The organism is Streptomyces sp. 4N124 (genome assembly GCF_052245395.1).
In the GTDB taxonomy this organism is placed as follows: domain Bacteria; phylum Actinomycetota; class Actinomycetes; order Streptomycetales; family Streptomycetaceae; genus Streptomyces.
Genome location: NZ_JBQQBS010000057.1, coordinates 16,029 through 35,109, shown reverse-complemented (window position 1 = coordinate 35,109; position 19,081 = coordinate 16,029). Strand labels below are relative to the sequence as shown.

The following is a 19,081-nucleotide window of genomic DNA, read 5'->3' as shown; positions in this document are numbered from 1 at the left end:
CAGGGACAGGAACAGGGCAGCTCCCATGGTGACAGCAGATCGCTTTCCGCTCGGCTCCGCGACCACGCTCGCCGAGTTGGAGGACGACCCTCACCCCAGGCTGGCCCTGCTGCGTGCCCACGAGCCGGTCTCCTGGCTCCCCGCGCCGGGCGGCTGGCTGGTGACCCGGCGCGATCTGGCGCTGCGGGTGATGCGCGACGCGGACACCTTCACCGTGGACGACCCCCGCTTCTCCACCGCCCAGGTGGTCGGTCCCAGCATGCTCTCCCTGGAAGGCGCCGAGCACGCGCGGCACCGCGCTCCCTTCACCGATCCGTTCCGCCCGCGAGATGTGCGAGACCGGTTCGCCGGGTTCGTGGCGGACAAAGCGGCCCGGCTCGTGGAGACGGTCCGGCCGCGGGGCCGGGCCGAGCTGCGGCGGGAGGTGGCCGGGCCCCTGGCCGTCGCCGTCGTCGCCGAGTCCCTGGGGCTGGTCGACGCCGATGCCAAGGCGGTGCTGTCCTGGTACGACGCCATCGTGGGCGCGGTCTCCGACATCACCGCGGGACGGCCCGCGACTGCTGCCGGAGCGGCGGCTTTCGACGAGTTGAGAGACAGCGTCGAGGCGACGGTCACCGCGGGTGTCGATACGTCGCTGCTGGTCGCGGCCGCCGAGCGGCTGAGGCTGCCGGAGGTGGTCGCCAACGCCGCCGTGCTGATGTTCGGCGGTATCGAGACCACCGAGGGCATGATCGCCAACACGGTACTCCATCTGCTGTCCGAGCCCGGTCAACTCGCGCTTGTGCGGGCCGATCCGGGCCTGGTCGACGCGGCGATCGAGGAGTCGCTGCGCCTGGAACCCGCCGCGGCGGTCGTCGACCGCTATGCCACCGCCGATGTGACGATCGGCGGGGCCGAGGTGCGCCGCGGGGATCTCGTGGTCGTCTCGCTCGCCGGCGCCAACCGTGACCCCGAGGTCTTCCCGGACCCCGACCGTTTCGACCTACGACGCACCAACTCCCGTCTCCAGCTGGCCTTCGCCCACGGCCCGCACTTCTGTCTGGGCGCCCATCTCGCCCGGCTGGAGACCCGCGTCTGCCTCCTCACGCTGCTCGAGCGTCTGCCCGGACTGCGCCTGGATGCCGCCGCGTCCACCGCACCCAGCGGCCTGCTCTTCCGTAAGCCCTCGGCCCTGCACGTCCGTTGGGACGCGCCGGTGTCGTGACGCCGTCTACGGGCGGGCGGCGCGGCCGATCTCGGCTGCGAGCCGGGTGTCGGCGAGGTACTGCGTGATGTCGTGCGCCCGGTCCTTCCGGTTGGCGCAGAGCACGTCGCGGACCCCCTTCCAGGTGTCGCCGATGGGACAGCCGATGGCTACGGCGTCCCCCGCTGCCCACGCGTTGATCCACACGCCGACCTGACCGGGCCAGACGGGTGGGCCCGCGAGCAGCCGCCGGTGTACGGCATCGAGTCCGAGGGGGCTGCCCGCCGTCACCAGCACCGGCACCGAGGCCCGCCGGTGCAGCCGTGTGCACAGGTCGAGCGCGACGACCGTGCCGAGGCTGTGAGCGACCAGCACGATCTCTCCGTCGTCAGGCATGTCGGCCAGGACGGCGTCGAGCACCGCGTCGCGTACCGGCTTGTCGTCGAGGTAGGCCGCGACGTCGCGGAACACCGTCGCGATCACCACGTCGTCGAGCCCGCTGCGCGCCGCGATCCAGGACAGCGGCCCCTGCAGTGCGGCGACCACCCCGCCGAACAGGCCCGACTCCTGCGCGGCCACGAACTCCCGCTCCGACTCGGGCATCCCGGCGGCCTTGGCGGCGTCGGCCAGCAGCGCGGCGTACACCGCGCGAGCGCCGGGTTCGGCGGGCGCGTACGCCTCGGCCGTGTTCGTCGCCGTGTCGAGGGCGACCGACTCGCGGTCGACAGCGCTCAACGCGTGGCCGTAGTAGGGGAACCAGACATCGGTGGCCTCGATCGGAGCAAGTCCCGCCGCTGCCAGCCCGATGGCCAGGCTCCCGCACCATGCGGTGCGCAGCGCGGCGGGATCGCGGCCTTCCTGTCCGCGGCCGTGCAGGAACACCACGTGCCGGCTTGCGCCGGACCGCCCGGTGACACCGCGCCGCTGAAGCACGGCCGCGCCGGCCTCGGCTTGGGCGGGCAGGGGTACCGGAGCCGCGAGGACACCTGCGGTCGGTACCGCCCCACTCAGCGCCGCTTCACTGGGCACCGACTGCGGGCCCAACTCGGCGACGAGCAGCTTCTGTTGGGGTGGCAGCTGGACCAGGGCGAGGTGCCGCAGGATGGCGCTGACGCGTGCGCCCTCGTTGGCGACCCAGCCTTCGCCGTCCGGGTCGGGCACGCCGGCGTGGTGCAGCGCGACGACCTCCCACTGGTCGTTGAAGACGGGCGAGCCGGAGTTCCCGGGCTCGGTGTCCGTGCGGTAGTGCAGAAACTGCGGCAACTGGTTGAGCAGGGCGTTGTCGCGGACCGCGATCTCTTTCGGCCGTGCGTCGGGATGGCCGACGACGTTCACCGGCTCACCGATGACGATCTTCCCCTGCTGGGCGATCAGCTTCAGCCAGCCGTGCACCGCGCCGGGCAGCGTCCCGTCGGCACCGGCCGCGACGGCGACGAGGGTGTAGTCGAGCCGGGCGTCGGTGACGAACAGGGCGTCAGGGGCCAGGTCGTAGACGGCGACCGGCTTGGGCACGCCGTCGACGTCGGATTCGAGTTCGAACTCCGCGAAGGACCCCGTCGCCGTCGCCACGTCGGGCAGCACATGGTTGTTGGTGAGCAGCAGGCGCTCACCCACGAGGAAGCCGGTGCCGAATCCGGCCCGCCGTCCGTTGTCGATGATGGAGATGCGGGCGACCGCGCGTGCCGCACGCGCCCCGCGGGCAAGGAAGTTGACGCTCTGCAGCTCGCTCGCGGCCCCGAGGATCCGTTCGGGTACGCCGGCCGGAAGCACCGGGCCCCCGTCGGTCGGCACCGGCGTCTCCGGGTCGACCTCGCCCTTGCTCAACAGCCGCTGTGCGCGGGCGCGCAGCTGCTCCTCGCTGTCGACGACGAAGGGCACGCCGGTCTCCGCCTGCCGACGCCGGATGTCCTCGCGCTGCTTGGCTGTGTCCCGGTACCGCTGGGCCATGCTCTGCTGCTGTTCTGGTATGTCCATGCGCGGATGCTCCTCGGAGGGTGACGGTCGGAGAGTGACGGGTGGAACCGGGTGCCGTGGTCGGCGCATCGGGGAATTCCCTGTGCCGGACCTGTGCGGGCCCCCGCCGGCACGGGTCGGCGGGGGCGTGGGGGGCAGAGGTGGGCGCCGTGGGGGCACAGGGTCGGCGCCGTGGGGTCAGAGGACGCCGGCGAAGCGAAGGAAGTCGGCGATCGTGCGGACGGGGCGGCCGTTCGGGAGCAGGACGCCCTGTGCGGGGCTCCAGCTCGTCCGGTTGACGTACGAACCGGGGTCGTTGCGGATCTGGCCGATGACGGTCTCGGCGACGATGCGGCTGCCGACCTCGCCGAGCCGCCGGCCGAGCTCCTTCACCTCGGCCTCCTTCAGCACGTAGAACCACAGCGGGGTCCGCTCGAACAGACCGCCCGCCCCCAGGGCCTTCTTGACCGCGTCGCTGCTGTCCTGTTCGAGTTCGATGCGGCTGAGGGGTGTGACGCCGAGCGCCTCGGCCACTGCCTGGCCGGTGGGGGCGGCGAGGCGGTAGCCGCGCAGGAGATTGCGTTGGGCGAGGTGCTTGAGCAGCTTCTTGAGCCGTTCCGCCAGGCCGGGGTCGTTGCCCTCGCCGCGCAGATCGGCGAGCGGGGGCGCGAGCCTGGTGTCGATGAGCCGGGCGAAGCGGTTGGCGAACTGGCTGTTCTTGTCGACCATGCGGTCCCACTCCACCGGCCAGTTGGACGGGAGCGTCGTCAGCTGACCGGCGAAGCCGCCCTTGCCGGTGAACTGGAAGAGTTCGTTCAGGGTCGCCACGGAAGACCTGTTGCCGGGGCGGCCGAAGTTGCGGTTCCAGTCGTAGGCGCCGCGCACCATGCTGTGGCCGAAGCGGAAGGCCGCGACGGCGAACTCGACCGGCATATAGGTGCCACGACGGTCCAGTTCGAGCAGGTTGCCCTCCGCGGTGTCCACCCGGTCGACGACGTCGGGGCGTGCCACGGTGCGCAGATAGTCGTGCACGCACAACCACTGGTAGGTCCACCGGGTGAGATCCCTGGCCCGTCGGAAGACCTCGGCGTCCGACTCGAACTCGGGCTCGTTGTCCCGCACCCAGTCGACCGCCGCGTTGTGGAACCGCAGGAACGCCACATGCAGTTGGGCCACCACGAGGTTCTCGTCGTTGCGTGTGTCGCCGACGAGCGGGGCGCGCGCGTCATCACGCGGCAGATCACGCTGGGTGTCGTCGACCGGCGGGATCGGCGCGCCCACACCGGCGGGAACCGGCGCGAGCAGGCCCAGCCGGAACTTGATCCCGTCGTAGGGAACGACGACCTTGCCCACGGCCGGGGGCGCGAACGGCCCGTCGCCGTAGACCGAGTCGAGGTTCAGCGCCGGCATCCTCAGGTTCTGCAGCTTCTCGATCACCTTGTCCGGCGGTATGGGCGGCAGCTTCTCGTCGGTGATGTTGATGACCAGGTCGCGGTCGGTCGCGGCCGTCAGATCGTGGTCGAGGAACTGGCCCCAGTACGTGTAGATCGCCGGAATCGGCGAGTTGAGCTCCGGGTCGCGCACCTCGTCCGGGGTCTCCACCATGGCCGCGCCCAGGTCGAGCAGGGCACGGACGACGGTGGCAACCTGCTTGCCCTGCGGCAGGTGCTCTGCCGGGAACTTCTTGGCGAGGTCGGGGAACAGGAAGTCGAAGGAAGTGGTGCCCACGTGTGCCGCGATGTCGGTGGCCTCCTGCACCACCGCGCTGCGCGTGCTCAGGCTCTCCTGGGTCTGGGCGGTCTTCTCCGCCTCGTCCGCACTGTCGAGGATCGCGTGCCCGCCGTGCGTGAGGTTGGTGATCACCCGCCGGAACTGTCCCTGCTCAGCCATCCCGTGCCCCTTTCAGGTCTCAGGACACGCGAGTATTGGCGAACGCCCGCAGCAGGGCTTCGGGGAACTCCCTACGTCCGCTCGGCACTTGCGCCACGGCGTGCTCCGGCAGCACGTCTGTCCGGAACCCCTACGCCATCCGCCGCGCCATCCGGCCTGATGCACATGGCACGACCTACGCGCCAGAGGCTCTCCGCCCGGCGGCACGGTACGGAGGCCGCCGTAGGGCCGTCGGGACCGCCCACGCCGATCACCCTCCCGGGGGCACCCTGGTGACATGACGGACCGCCGCTGGGGAGCGGCGGGATACGGGGGCGTCATGGACAAGACAGTGACGGCCGGAGCGCCGGTCGATCTGGATGCGAATGGCTGTGCGGTCGGCGGGTCGCACGGACCGTACTGCGTCGTGTCTTCCGCCGCCCCCGAGCGGCCCGGCCCCGTCGCCCTCGTAGGCCGGACTGCCGAGCGCGACCTGGTGGCCGGCCTGGTGGACGCCCTGCCCCAGCGGGGCGGCGCGCTGCTGCTGAGCGGGGAACCGGGGATCGGCAAGAGCATGGTGCTGCGACACGCCGCCGCCCGCTGCCAGGACGCCCGAGTGCTGTGGGCCCGTGGAGTGGAGTCCGAGGCGGTGCTGCCGTACGCGGTGCTCGCCGACGTACTGCTGCCGCTCCGCCACCACTTCGGCGAGCTGCCGCCGGCTCAACGGCGGGCCGTGGAGGGGTGTCTGGCGCTCACGGACGTGGCCGAGCCGAATCCGTACGCGGTGTGTGCGGGCGCGCTCGGCGTGCTGGCCGCCGCCGGGGAGGCGTGGCCGCTGCTGGTCCTGGTCGACGACCTGCACTGGGCCGATCCGTCGTCCCGGCAGGTCCTGCAGTTCGTCGCCCGGCGGCTGGCCACCGAGCGAGTGGCCCTGGTCATGGCGGCGCGCAGCGGGCCGGAGGAGGACGGGATCCAAGAGAGCCTGCCGCACGCCGTGCTCGGTCCGCTGACGGACGACGAGTGCTGGTCCCTGCTGCGGCGCCACACGCTCGACCGTTCGGATCCGGCGGCGGACCGGATCGTAAGGCTGGCGCACGGCAACCCCTTGGTCCTGGTCGAGTACGCTGCCGCGCTGGCCCGGAGCCGTGCGGGTGGTGCGGAGCCGTGGGACGACTCGTGGGAGGCGCCCGGGCCGCTGGTGGAGCGTGCGTGGCGCGGGCAGCTGCGGATGCTGCCGACGCGCAGCCGGGAGGCGCTGGTGTACGTCGCCGCCGGCCGGGCCCCGCGATGGCCCCTGCTGCAACGGGCGTTGGCGTCCGACGGACTCACCACCGCCGATCTGGACGCCGCCGAGGCGGCCGGGCTCGTGCGGATGCGGGACGGCGCGTGCGAGCTGCGGCATCCCGTGCTGCGGCCGGTGGTGCTGGGGCAGTGCGCCACGGTCCGGCGGCTGGAGGTGTACCGGAGGCTGGCCGCGGTCAGCTCGGGCGAACTGCAGACCTGGTACCTGGCAGCCGCCGCCCCAGGACCGGACGAGCCGGTCGCCGCCCGCCTGGTGTCCGACGCCCGGCAGGCCCGCCAGCGCGGCGCGTTGGCCGCCGCCGCGCCCGCCTGGCACCGGGCGGCCGAGTTGTCGCCGGACCCGGCGGACGCGGCCCGCCGCCTGTTCGAAGCCGCGCGTGACGCCTTCTACGGCGGTACGACCCGCGATGCCGCCCAGTGGTGCGAACAGGCTCTCGCGCACAGCCGGGACCCCCTGTTGACCGCGGACATCGAGCTGCTGCGCGGTCAGGCCTGCACCTGGCTCGGAGATCCCGGCCGCGCCCATCAGCTCCTGGTCGGCGCCGCCCGCACGGTCGAGCCGGTCGACCGCTCACGTGCCTGCCGGCTGTACGGGGCCGCGGTGGTGCCCGCGACGATGGACGGGCGGATGCGCGACGCATGCGACATCGCCGCCCGCTGCGCCGAGCTGACGGACGGCGCACACGACACGCAGCACCGCCACGCCGCCGTGATGCGCGCCCGCGCACAGGCTCTGGGCGGCGACGTACGCGAAGGCCGTACGGCCCTGCTCGCGCTGCTGGAGGAGACGCGCGGCAGGCCCGGCCCCGAGGAACGCCAGGCGACCATGGAGATCGCGCAGGGCCTGTCCTGGACCGGCGACGGCGACCTCGCCCGCCGCGTACTCGACACGGTGATCGAGGGGATGCGCCGCGACCACTCCCCCGCCCTCCTGCCGTACACACTGCTCGCCCGGTGCGAGGTGGAGATGTGGTCGCGGTGGCCCATGGCCCGCGCGGACGCCACCGAGGCGCTGCACTGGGCGGAGGAGTTCGGCCATCTGGCGATGACGGGTTACGCGCTGGTCCAGCTCGCCCGGCTGGACGCCCTGCGCGGCGACTTCGATGACTGCCGCAAGCGCGTGGCGCAGTACGAGCGCTGGTGCGGCGGCCGGCTGCGTGGCCTGTCCCTGTTCGCCCGCGGCGCGCTCGGTACGTCCGCACTCGCCGCGGGCGATCCGGAGGCGGCGCGTGCGCACTTGGCGGCGGCGTTCGCGATGGCGGAGGAGATGGGGCTGGTCAACCCCTGCCTCATGCCGTGGGTCGCCGATCTCGCCGAGTCCTGTCTGCGCACAGGGGAGCGGGAGAAGGCCGTCGCCGTCGCCGACTGGCTGCGGGAGCGTGACTTGGCGACCGGTCTGGCCTGGCCGGCCGCCGCGCACGCCCGCTGCCGGGTGATGCTGGCACGGTCCGCCGAGGAGGCCGCCGACTGGCTGGCCGTCGCGGAACGCGCCCACGCCGACCGGGAGTTGCCCTTCGAGCTGGCTCGCACACGGCTCGTCGCGGGAGAGGTCCTACGGCGGTTCCGGCGGCCCTCCGCCGCACGGGAACCGCTGCTGCTCGCCCAGCGCACCTTCACCGCGCTCGGCGCCGTTCCGTGGGCGGTCCGGGCCGACGCGGAAGTCGCCGCGACAGGACACCGCACCGCCGTGCACGGCACCGAACCACCGCCGGTCGCCCTGCTCACCCCACAGGAACTCCAGGTCGCGCGCGCCATCGGCGAGGGACTCAGCAACGTGGAGGCCGCCGCGTCCCTCTTCCTGTCCCGCAAGACCATCGAGGCCCATCTGACCCGCGTCTACCGCAAACTGGGCGTCCGTTCACGCTCGGACCTGGCCCGGTGCCTGGCCCACGCGGGGGTCACGGGGTGACGAGACAGCGGCCGGAGCCTCGGCTCAGCCGCCGGTGCTCTCGCGCACGATGATCCGGTGGCCCGCGACATGGTCCTGCAGCGGACCCGAGTCCGGCTCGTCGATGCGCTCCAGCAGCAGGGCCACCGCGGCGCGCGCGATCTCCTGCTTGTCCGGGGCGACGGTCGTCAGACTGGGCACGCTGAACCGGGATGCCTCGATGTCGTCGAAGCCGACCACGTCGAGGTCTCCGGGCACGGTACGGCCGAGCTCGTGCAGGGCACGCAGGGCGCCCAGGGCCATGTGGTCGTTCAGACACAGCAGCGCGTCCGGGGGTGAAGGCCGCCGCATGAGCGCGGTCGCGGCACGAGCGCCGTCCTGCCAGTGGTACGCCTCCACCGGCAGCACCAGAGCGGCATCGAAGGGCACCCCGGCCGCCTCGACGGCCTCTCGGTACCCGTCCGTGCGCAGCCGGTCCGTGCCCTGGCGGCCCCGCACGGCCCCGCCGACGACGGCGATGCGGCGGCGACCGCGCGACAGCAGATACGCGGTGGCCTCGCGGGCGGCTCGTACGTTGTCGATGCCCACGTGGTCGGTGCCGTCCTCGGCGGGCCGTTCGCCGAGCAGGACGACGGGCAGGCGCCGGTCGCGGGTGGCGAGGTCGCGAGGCAGGAGGGAGAGCGGGCTGAGGATGACGCCGTCGGAGAACTGGGCGTCGAATCCGTGCAGCGCCGCCAGTTCGCGCTCGCGCACGGCCCCGGTCTGGTGCAGCAGCACCGTGCGGCCCCTGCGGTCGGCCTCGGCCATGACGTACTTCGCCAGCTCGGCGAAGTACGCGACGTCGAGTTCCGGGACAGCCAGAGTGATCATGCCGGTGCGGCCCTGGCGCAGCTGGCGTCCGGCGATGTTCACCCGGTAGCCCAGCGCGTCGATGGCCTCCTGGACGGCGGTACGGGTCCGCTCCGAGACATGCTCGAAGTTGTTGATCACGTTGGAGACGGTCTTGGGCGAGACGCCCGCGTACTCCGCCACGTCCTTGATCCTCGGTCTGGCCGCCACGCTGTTCATCCTTCCGCAGGCCGCGATCGTACCGACCGTCACGAATCGATTTCGGGCGGGACCAGCGTCCGCCGACGTATTTGCATCGATGTAAAGGACATGGTGCCATGTGCCTCGACACTCGAGGCAAGGAGCACCATGCGCGTCCCCCAGTTCTCGGGCCTGCCCCGCCCCGACTACCCGAGGCCGCAGTTCGTGCGCGAGGCCTGGCTCAACCTGAACGGCATGTGGCAGTTCGAGATCGACCGGTCGGACACCGGTCTTGAACGCGGCCTGCTGAAACGCGAGTTCTCCGACCGCATCCTCGTCCCGTTCTGCCCGGAGTCGGAGCTGTCCGGGGTCGGGGACACCGACTTCATGGAGGCGGTCTGGTACCGGCGCACGGTGACCGTCCCGTCCTCCTGGGCGGATTCACGGGTGCTGCTGCACTTCGGAGCGGTGGACCACGACGCCACCGTCTGGGTCGACGGCACCGAAGTCGCCCGGCATCGCGGCGGTTTCACCCCGTTCACCGCCGACCTCGGCGAAGTAGCCGTGCCGGGCGAGGAGTTGACGATCGTGGTGCGGGCCCGGGACAGCCGGCACGGTGTCCAGGCCCGGGGCAAGCAGTCCACCTGGTACGCCAACTCGCACTGCCATTACACCCGTACGACGGGCATCTGGCAGACCGTGTGGCTGGAGCCGGTGCCCCGCGACGCCGCCCTCAAGCGGCCCCGCATCACCCCCGACCTGGCCTCGGGTTCCTTCTTTCTGGAACTGCCGCTGACCGCCAACGTCCCCGGTCACCGGGTGCGCGTCACGCTCAAGGACCACCGGGGCGTCGTCACCACGGCCGAGACCCGTGCCGACCTCGACCTCGCACCCCGCCTGGTCCTCCCCATACCCGCCGACCGGCGGCGAGTGTGGTCGCCGCGGGATCCGCACCTGTACGACCTGCGCCTCGAACTCCTCGACGCCGACAGGCAGATCGTGGACACGGCGGGCTCCTACGCCGGCCTGCGCTCGGTCGCCGTCCACGGGAAACGACTGCTGCTCAACGGCGAACCCGTCTTCCAGCGTCTGGTCCTCGACCAGGGGTACTACCCGGACGGCCTGCTGACCGCGCCGAGCGACGGCGACCTGGTCCGCGACATCGAACTGGGCCTCGCGGCCGGGTTCAACGGCGCCCGTCTGCACCAGAAGGTCTTCGAGGAGCGCTATCTCTTCCACGCCGACCGGCTGGGCTACCTGGTCTGGGGCGAGTTCGGCGACTGGGGCTGCGAGACGGGCGTACGCGACGACAACCAGCGCCCCGACGCGAGCTATGTCGGCCAGTGGCTGGAGGCCCTGGAGCGGGACTACTCGCACCCCTCGATCGTCGGCTGGTGCCCCCTGAACGAGACCTACCAGCCGCTGCACGACCGCATCACCCGACTCGACGACGTGACCCGCGCGATGTTCCTGGCCACCAAGCAGGCCGACCCCACCCGCCCCGTCATCGACGCGTCCGGCTACGCGCACCGGGTGCCGGAGACCGACGTCTACGACTCCCACTGCTACGAGCAGGACCCGGCCGCGTTCGCCAAGACGATGGCGGGCCTGTCGCAGGACCGGCCGTACGTCAACGCGGCGCCGGACGGCAGGCCGTGGTCGGTGCCGTACCGCGGGCAGCCGTACTTCTGCAGCGAGTTCGGCGGGATCTGGTGGGACCCGGAGGCCGCGGCCGAGGCGGCCGGGAACGAGCTCGAAACATCCTGGGGCTACGGCGAACGGCCGCGCACCGCCCGCGAGTTCGTCGACCGCTTCACCGGCCTGACCGGCGTCCTGCTCGACGATCCGGACATGTTCGGCTACTGCTACACCCAGCTCACGGACGTCTTCCAGGAGCACAACGGCGTCTACCGCTTCGACCGCTCCGAGAAGGTCGACATCACGCTGCTGCGGGACGCCCAGTCCCGACCGGCGGCCTACGAGAACCGGGACAATGGCAACTCCCTTCGCCTTCCGCCCCGTTGACAGCGCTCCCTCTCGCCTCTACCGTCCGGCACGGGACTTACAACGATGTAAGGAGCCGTTCCCATGCGCGCAGGACCCCGCACAGCCCGCCGCGCAGCACTCGCCGCCGTAGTCCTGGCCCTTCTGCTCGGCTTCGTCTCCACCCCGACCGCCACCGCCGCGCGTCCGGAGCCCGCCGCCGCGGGAACCACGTTCCGCAATCCGCTCAACACCGGCCCGGATCCGTTCGTCACGTACTCGGCGGGGGCCTACTACCTGACCGCCACGCAGGGCGACAGCATCCGCATGTGGCGCTCGCCCTCGCTGAGCACGCTGCTCGCGAGTGAACCCGTGACGGTGTGGACGGACACGGACCCCTCACGCAACCGCAATATCTGGGCACCCGAGTTCTACCGCTTCGGCGACCGCTGGTACCTCTACTACACGGCCGACGACGGCGTCGACGATCACCACCGGCTGTACGTACTGGAGTCCGACGGCGCCGACCCGGCGGGCCCGTACCACTTCAAGTCCCGTCTGGCGCCGCCGAATCACGCCTCCGACTTCGCGATCGACCCGGGCATCCTGCAGCACGACGGACGCCTCTATCTCGCCTACTCCGGTATCAACCAGTACCAGCACAACGGCATCAACATCGCCCCCATGTCGAACCCGTACACCGTCTCGGGCGACGCGGTCGCCATCGACGCCGCCGGTGGCTGCCCCGAGGTCCGGGAGGGCCCGGAGTTCCTCTATCGCAACGGCCGTACCTGGATGACGTATTCGACCTGCGACACGGGCAAGCCGGACTACCAGGTCTGGATGATGTCGCTGCCCGACGGGGCCGACCCGCTCGTGCCCGCCAACTGGAGACAGCATTCCGGACCGGTCTTCTCCCGCGCCGACGACCGCGGGGTGTTCGGGCCCGGCCATCATGCCTTCTTCCGCTCCCCCGACGGCACCGAGGACTGGATCGTCTACCACGCCAAGACGACTTCGGCGCTGACGTACACCAACCGCACCACCCGCGCCCAGAAGATCTCCTGGAACGCCGACGGCAGCCCGAATCTCGGCCGGCCGCTCGCCCTGGGCGCGACCCAGAACCTGCCCGCCGGGGACCCGGGGTCCGGCAACCACTGGATCAACGACGACGGTCGCTCGAGCGGCGACGGGACTGTGGCCTACACCGGCACCTGGAACTCCGGAACCGGCTGCGCCACCCAGTGCTTCTGGGGCGACGACCACTGGAGCGACCGCGCCGGAAACACCGCCACGTTCTCCTTCACCGGCACCCGGATCGCCCTGCTGTCCGTCCGTGACACCGGCAACGGCATCGCGGCGGTCAGCGTCGACGGCGGACCGGAGCAGCGCGTCGACTTCCACGGCGCGATCCGCACCGGCGAGACGCTTCAGTACCTCAGCCCCCGGCTCCCCCACGGCCGCCACACGCTGCGGGTCCGGGTGACCGGTGAGCACAACGCCCAGTCCCGGGCGTCGTTCGTGAGCGTGGACCGGGCCGAGGTGTACACGGACTGACCGGGACGACCGGCTGCCGGGACCGACTCCCCGACGAAAGGAACGCCATGCCGCGCACCCCCACCGGTGAACGCACGCCGCTCCGCCGTCCGGCCGCGTTCATCGCGGCGCTCGCCGCGGTCCTCTGGTGTCTGGGCATCGCACCATCGGCGGGCGCCGTCGGCGGTCCGGTCCTCGACCGGGACTTCCCCGATCCGGACGTGGTACAGGTGGGCGGCACGTACCACGCCTTCGCCACCAACGGGGACGGGAAGAACATCCGGCACGCCACCTCCACCGACCTGGTGAACTGGACCGTGGCCGCCGCCGACGCGCTGCCCGCCGTCGGCAGTTGGGCCAAGCCCGACAGATCGCTGGTCTGGGCTCCGGAAGTCTTCGACAACGGCACCGACTTCACCATGTACTACACCGCCCGGGACCGAGCGAGCGACAAGCAGTGCATCGGCGTTGCCCGGGCCGCGTCACCGGACGGCGCCTTCCAGCCCGTGGGCAGCACGCCGCTGGTGTGTCCGGCCGACCTGGGCGGCGCGATCGACGCGGCGTCGTACACCGAGAACGGCCGCCGCTATCTGCTGTGGAAGAACGACGGCAACTGCTGCGGGCGGGACACCTGGCTGTACCTCCAGGAGGTGAGCTGGGACGGCACGCGCACCATCGGCTCACCCGTCGGCCTGATCCGCCAGGACCGCCCGTGGGAGGGGATCGTCATCGAGGCGCCGACACTCGTCAAGCGCGCCGGGCACTATGTGCTGTTCTACTCGGCGGACTTCTACGGCGACGACCGCTACAAGACGAGTTACGCCGTGGCCGACAATCTGACCGGTCCCTACACCAAGGCCGCGGCGCCCCTGATGACGACCGACTCCTTCTCCGGCGCCGTGCGCGGCCCCGGCGGACAGGACGTGGTGACCGGCCCCGACGGCCGGGACCGTATGGTCTTCCACGGCTGGAGCGCCGACCGCTCCCGCCGTGCGCTGTACGTGGCCGACCTCGGCTGGGCGAACGGCTATCCCGTGGTCGACGGCAGCAAGGTGATCTACCAGGCGGAGACCGCGGTGGTGCACAACGCCGTGGTCCGGGACGCGGCCGGTGCGCTGGACGGCAGAGCGGTCGGGCACATCGACCACGCCGACAGCTACGTGGAGTTCTCCGTCTTCACCCCGACCACGGGATCCCACACCCTCACCGTCCGCTACGGCAACGGCTCGCTGGACGGCGGCGGATCTCCGGCGCAGTCCACCCACACGCTCACCGTCAACGGAACCGCGGCCGGTGAGGTCCGCTATCCCCACACCGGTTGGGACAACTGGCAGACCGCGAGCGTCAGCGTCGGGTTGAAGGAGGGGTGGAACACCGTGCGCCTCGGCAAGGGACTCCTCTATGCCGAGCTGGACAGCGTCGAGGTGGCGTGAGGCGGTCTCTCAGGTCGCGGTGTACCCGAGCTGGCGCCTCATGTACGGCGTCATGAGTGTCTTCGCCTTGGCCAGGACGGACGTACGGCTGCCGAGGACCGCGGTCTCACCGCCCGGCACGGGCAGCACGGTCAGTCCGTCGGCCGCGCCGAACGGCACGATGATGGGGGTGCGGTGGCTCGGCCGGTAAAGCCGGGGCTCCTTGCGGTGCCTGCCCGAACTGTTGAGGTAGGTGCGGATGTTGTGGGCGGCGAGGTCCGCCTGGGCGAGCGCGGCGGGGGTGATCTTCAGCTCGGTGGCGTCGTTGACGTCGCCGACCGCGAACACGTCCGGCTTCCCCTCGACCCGGAGCATCCGGTCCACCTTGACGTGCCCGGCCGGGTTCAGCCAGTCGCCGTGCCCGGCCAGGCGCAGCCAGAGCGTGTTGGGGGTGGTGCCCGTCGCCCAGAAGGAGAGGTCGGCCTCGACGATGCGGCCGTGGGCGTCGCGGTAGGTGCCGAAGTCGTTGCCGGGCGCCATGAAGGAGTCGAGCCGCACCTCGACGTCGTGGGACTCCAGCCAGGCACGGGCCTTGCGCCCGGCCCGCGCGCTGCCCGTGGCGTCGAGCAGCGCCGGCCCGGCATGGGCGAGCGTGACCCGGGCGTCCGGCCGGGCCAGCCTGATCTCGGCGCCCAGCTCGACGCCGGACGGTCCGCCGCCGACGACGAGGATGTGCCGGGCGGCGGCGATGTTCCGCTGGTGCTCGGCGAACGACTTGACGGCTTCCTCGGCCGTGGTGCCGAGGAAGCGGGCGGGTTCCGGGTAGTCGGCGCCGGTCGCGATCACCAGCACGTCGTACGGCAGCCGTTCGCCCGTGCCCAGCACCACGTGCCGCTCACCGGTCTCGACGCGAACCGCCTTGCCGACGACGACACGTCCTTGGCGCAGCAGTCGGTCGTACGGAATGAAGGGCGTGACCGACCACTCCGGGCGCACGCCGGCGCGCAGGGACGCGATGCGGTGGAAGAAGATCTCCTTGCGGTCCACCAGCGTGACCCGTGCCGTGGCGTCCAGCCGTTTCGCCAGCCGGACGCCGGCATAACCGCCGCCGATCACCACTACGTCGCCGTCATGCACACCGATTCTCCTGTGCCTGGTGGGGGGAGCGAGTGCCGAGCGTAACGCTTGAAACCTAAAGGTTCGGCAAGGGTGTGTGGGCGTTCTGTGAAGCACGCGCAACTCCGTTTTCTCAGCTCTTACTTCATACGCTGACGCAAGGTGCCGCGATGAGAATCCCGGCCGTCGGCGGTCATTCAGTTCAGGCAGCGGACGACTGGACGGAGAAGGACAGCATGCGTTTCGTGACCAAGTTCCTGGCGGCGGCGGTGGCCGTCTGTCTCAGCACGGCACTCTCGGGCCCTGCGGACGCCGACGACAACCGGGGCGCCCCGGCCGGCGGACAGCGTACGCACGAGGGGATCATCGACGGCGCCCCCTACCGGATCGAGATGCCGAAGCGGTGGAACGGCACCCTGGTGCTGTTCAGCCACGGGTACTACATCAAGGAATTCCTGCCGCCCAAGGTCGCGTTGGCGATGCACGACGCGACGGAGAGCTGGCTGCTGCGGCACGGGTACGCGCTGGCGGCCTCCGAGTACAAGGACCGAGGGCTCGGTTACGCGGTCGAGGACGCGATGACCGACCAGATCGCGTTGCTGAACCACTTCCAGGCGAAGATGGGGAAACCGCGCCGCACCATCAGCTACGGGATGTCACAGGGCGCGGTGATCGCGGCGCAGCTCGCCGAACGTCATCCGCGCAGGTTCGCGGGGACCGCGGGGTTCTGCAGCGAGGTGGACACGCCCGGCTCGTGGAACACCGCGCTGGACATCCAGTTCGTCGTGAAGACGCTGCTGGCTCCGGACGCGGACATCGACCTGGTACGGCCGGCCGATCCCGCCACCGCGGAGGCGCACGCCCAGGCGCTGGCGGCAGCGGTACGGGAGGCGCGCGGCTCGAAGGAGGGACGTGCGCGGCTGGCGCTGGCCGGGGCGGTCGCCAACATCCCCACCTGGTACTCGCCGTTCGAGCCGGAGCCGAAGGACTTGGTCGCGCGGATCACCGCACAGTCCCTGTGGGTCGAGTTCGCGTACGGCCTCGGACTCGGCCCGCTCGGGCGCCTCGACCTGGAGGCGCGGGCCGGCGGCAACCCGTCGTGGAACACCGGCATCGACTACCGGCGCCAGCTCGCCAAGTCCAGTCAGCGTGACCTCGTCCGCGAGGCGTACGCCGCCGCGGGCCTCGACCTCGGCGCGGACCTGGACAGCCTCGCCGGCGCGGAGCGGATCAGCGCCGATCCGGCCGCCGTCGCGTACACGAAGCGGCACGGTCTGGTCGACGGCACGGCGCCGACCCCGACGCTCACCCTGCACACCACCGGTGACGGCGGGGCCATCAACGACCAGGTGCGGTGGTGGGCGGACCAGGTGGCGCAGCACGGCGACGCCGAGTTCGGCCAGCTCTACCTCGCTCGCGGCGGGCACTGCTCCTACACCGCGGCCGAGGAGATCGTCTCGCTGCTCGCCCTGCACCGCCAGATCGAGACCGGGCGGTGGGGCGACCTCGATCCGTGCAGGATGGACGCCGTGGTCGGAGCGTTCGGGCCCGAGTACCAGAACGTGCTCGACTTCGGGAGCGGGCAGACCAAGCCGGTCGCCCCGGCGTTCACCGAGTACACGCCGCCCGCCTTCCTCCGTCCGACCCGCTGACGCCCACCTCCACGCCGGGAGCCTCGCCCTTCGTAGTCTGTGACCCGTGCCGTCCACCCGCCTGCATCGTGTCGCCGTTCTCGTGCTCGAGGGGGCGAAGCCGCTCGATGTCGGCATTCCCGCGCAGGTGTTCACGACCCGGGCGAGCATGCCGTACGAGGTGCGGGTGTGCGGCGCGGCGCCCGGTCTCGTGACGGGCGGCGACGGACTGTCGTACCACGTCGCCGATGGCCTCGACGCGCTGGCGTGGGCCGACATCGCCTTCGTCCCCGGCTACCGGTTCCCGGACCGCGACGACCCACCGCGGGCAGTCGTCGACGCGCTGCTCGCCGCCCATGACGGAGGCACGCGGCTGGCCGCCATCTCGACGGGCGCCTTCGCGCTCGCCGCGACGGGCCTGCTCGACGGCAAGCGGGCCACGACGCACTGGCACTACACGCGGGCGCTCAAGGAGAGGCATCCGCTCGTCCAGGTCGACGAGAACGTCCTGTTCGTCGACGAGGGCAGCGTGCTGACGTCGGCGGGCGCCGCCTCGGGCATCGACCTGTGCCTGCACATCCTGCGCGGCGACCTCGGGGTGGCCGCGTCGAACCACGCGGCCCGGCGCCTGGTCGCCGCTCCCTATCGCAGCGGCGGCCAGGCGCAGTACGTGCCGCGCAGCGTGCCCGAGCCGCTCGGCGAGCGGTTCGCCGCCACCCGGGAGTGGGCGCTGCACCGGCTCGACGAGCCCCTCAGCCTCGAAGCCCTCGCCCAGCATGCGGCGGTCTCACCGCGCACGTTCTCGCGGCGCTTCGTGGACGACACCGGGTACACGCCGATGCAGTGGGTCATGCGCGCCCGGATCGATCTGGCCCGTGAGCTGCTGGAGCGTTCGGAGCGGAGCGTCGAGCAGATCGCGGGCGACGTGGGACTGGGCACCGGGGCGAATCTGCGGATGCACTTCCAGCGCATCCTCGGGACCACGCCCAGCGAGTACCGGCGCACGTTCACGCAGGGCGAGTAGCCCGTCGTACGGCGCTCGGCGCTCAGGCCGCCAGGCCCTCAGACGCTTGGCGTGATCCTTGCGAACCTTGGCAGTCGCGCCACGGCCACGGATGGGTCCCCGCACGCGACGCTGGTGACGAAGGGAAGGGACACAATTCATGACGCGCATCGCCATCAACGGATTCGGCCGCATCGGACGCAATGTCCTGCGGGCCCTGCTGGAACGCGACAACGAACTGGAGATCGTCGCCGTCAACGACCTCACCGAGCCGGCCGCCCTGGCCCGGCTGCTCGCCTACGACTCGACGGCCGGCCGGCTCGGTCGCCCGGTGACCGTCGACGGCGACGCCCTCGTCGTCGACGGCCGACGCATCACGGTGCTCGCCGAGCGGGACCCGGCGCAGCTGCCCTGGGCCGAACTCGGCATCGACATCGTGCTGGAGGCGACCGGCCGTTTCACCTCAGCGAAGGCCGCCGGCGCCCACCTCGCCGCAGGCGCGAAGAAGGTTCTGGTCAGTGCGCCGTCAGACGGCGCCGACGTCACACTGGCGTACGGGGTCAACAGCGACGCCTATGACCCGGCCCTGCACACGATCGTCTCGAACGCCTCCTGCACGACCAACGCGCTCGCGCCGCTGGCCGCGGTCCTGGACCAACTCGCCGGCATCGAGCACGGCTTCATGACCACGGTGCACGCCTACACGCAGGAGCAGAACCTCCAGGACGGTCCGCACCGCGACGCCCGCCGCGCCCGCGCCGCCGCCGTCAACATCGTGCCGACGACGACGGGCGCCGCGAAGGCGATCGGCCTGGTGCTGCCGAACCTCGACGGAAAGCTGTCGGGCGACTCGATCCGCGTGCCGGTTCCGGTGGGCTCGCTCGTGGAACTCAACACGACCGTGGCGCGCGATGTGACACGCGACGACGTGCTGGCGGCGTACCGTGCGGCGGCGGAAGGGCCGCTCGCGGGCATCCTCGAGTACTCCGACGACCCGCTCGTCTCGTCCGACATCACGGGCAACCCCGCCTCGGCCATCTTCGACTCGGCCCTCACCCGCGTCGACGGCCGCCACATCAAGGTGGTCGCCTGGTACGACAACGAGTGGGGCTTCTCGAACCGAGTCATCGACACCCTCGAACTGCTCGCCGCGCGCTGATCGGGTTCCGAGAGCGC

General features: G+C 71.5%; 12 protein-coding genes. 8 read left to right on the top strand and 4 right to left on the bottom strand.

Annotated elements, in window-relative coordinates:
- Window positions 1-25: 25 nt before the first annotated feature.
- Window positions 26-1,204: a cytochrome P450 gene (locus ACTWQO_RS38640; RefSeq protein WP_443242051.1), complete on the top strand. Its 1,179-nt coding sequence runs from the start codon at window positions 26-28 to the stop codon at window positions 1,202-1,204.
- Between the two features lie 6 nt (window positions 1,205-1,210).
- On the opposite strand, the gene ACTWQO_RS38635 is transcribed toward ACTWQO_RS38640, so the two are convergent.
- Together ACTWQO_RS38635 and ACTWQO_RS38630 are read right to left on the bottom strand one after the other, a co-directional pair.
- Window positions 1,211-3,157, bottom strand: a complete 1,947-nt coding sequence (locus ACTWQO_RS38635) for a trypsin-like peptidase domain-containing protein (protein ID WP_443242050.1) — start codon at window positions 3,155-3,157, stop codon at window positions 1,211-1,213.
- Between the two features lie 177 nt (window positions 3,158-3,334).
- A complete protein-coding gene (locus ACTWQO_RS38630) occupies window positions 3,335-5,026 on the bottom strand; it encodes a peroxidase family protein (RefSeq protein WP_443242049.1) in 1,692 nt (563 codons plus the stop codon).
- Window positions 5,027-5,303: 277 nt separating this feature from the next.
- Here ACTWQO_RS38630 and ACTWQO_RS38625 point away from each other — a divergent pair, with 277 nt between their 5' ends.
- Window positions 5,304-8,216, top strand: coding sequence for an AAA family ATPase (locus tag ACTWQO_RS38625; RefSeq protein WP_443242048.1), 2,913 nt, complete (start codon window positions 5,304-5,306; stop codon window positions 8,214-8,216).
- Between the two features lie 24 nt (window positions 8,217-8,240).
- On the opposite strand, the gene ACTWQO_RS38620 is transcribed toward ACTWQO_RS38625, so the two are convergent.
- Window positions 8,241-9,263, bottom strand: a complete 1,023-nt coding sequence (locus ACTWQO_RS38620) for a LacI family DNA-binding transcriptional regulator (RefSeq protein ID WP_443242078.1) — start codon at window positions 9,261-9,263, stop codon at window positions 8,241-8,243.
- A 129-nt stretch (window positions 9,264-9,392) separates the two neighbouring features.
- Here ACTWQO_RS38620 and ACTWQO_RS38615 point away from each other — a divergent pair, with 129 nt between their 5' ends.
- The 3 genes from ACTWQO_RS38615 (at window position 9,393) to ACTWQO_RS38605 (ending at window position 14,176) form a co-directional block, all read left to right on the top strand.
- Window positions 9,393-11,249 carry a glycoside hydrolase family 2 protein gene (locus tag ACTWQO_RS38615; RefSeq protein WP_443242047.1) on the top strand — a complete coding sequence of 619 codons (1,857 nt, stop codon included), beginning with the start codon at window positions 9,393-9,395 and terminating at the stop codon, window positions 11,247-11,249.
- 63 nt (window positions 11,250-11,312) lie between these two features.
- Window positions 11,313-12,764 carry a family 43 glycosylhydrolase gene (locus tag ACTWQO_RS38610; RefSeq protein WP_443242046.1) on the top strand — a complete coding sequence of 484 codons (1,452 nt, stop codon included), beginning with the start codon at window positions 11,313-11,315 and terminating at the stop codon, window positions 12,762-12,764.
- 47 nt (window positions 12,765-12,811) lie between these two features.
- Entirely contained in the window at window positions 12,812-14,176 is a 1,365-nt protein-coding gene (locus ACTWQO_RS38605; protein WP_443242045.1) for a family 43 glycosylhydrolase, read from the top strand.
- A gap of 9 nt (window positions 14,177-14,185) precedes the next feature.
- Here ACTWQO_RS38605 and ACTWQO_RS38600 read toward each other — a convergent pair whose 3' ends face one another.
- On the bottom strand, window positions 14,186-15,292 hold the full coding sequence (locus ACTWQO_RS38600) for an NAD(P)/FAD-dependent oxidoreductase (protein WP_443242044.1): 1,107 nt from the start codon (window positions 15,290-15,292) through the stop codon (window positions 14,186-14,188).
- Between the two features lie 215 nt (window positions 15,293-15,507).
- Between ACTWQO_RS38600 and ACTWQO_RS38595 the strand changes: the two genes are divergently transcribed.
- The 3 genes from ACTWQO_RS38595 to gap all read left to right on the top strand — a co-directional run bounded on the left by ACTWQO_RS38595 (window position 15,508) and on the right by gap (window position 19,064).
- Entirely contained in the window at window positions 15,508-16,923 is a 1,416-nt protein-coding gene (locus ACTWQO_RS38595; RefSeq protein WP_443242043.1) for an alpha/beta hydrolase family protein, read from the top strand.
- A gap of 46 nt (window positions 16,924-16,969) precedes the next feature.
- On the top strand, window positions 16,970-17,926 hold the full coding sequence (locus ACTWQO_RS38590; RefSeq protein WP_443242042.1) for a GlxA family transcriptional regulator: 957 nt from the start codon (window positions 16,970-16,972) through the stop codon (window positions 17,924-17,926).
- Between the two features lie 139 nt (window positions 17,927-18,065).
- Window positions 18,066-19,064, top strand: a complete 999-nt coding sequence (gap, locus tag ACTWQO_RS38585; protein ID WP_443242041.1) for a type I glyceraldehyde-3-phosphate dehydrogenase — start codon at window positions 18,066-18,068, stop codon at window positions 19,062-19,064.
- Window positions 19,065-19,081 lie beyond the last annotated feature (17 nt).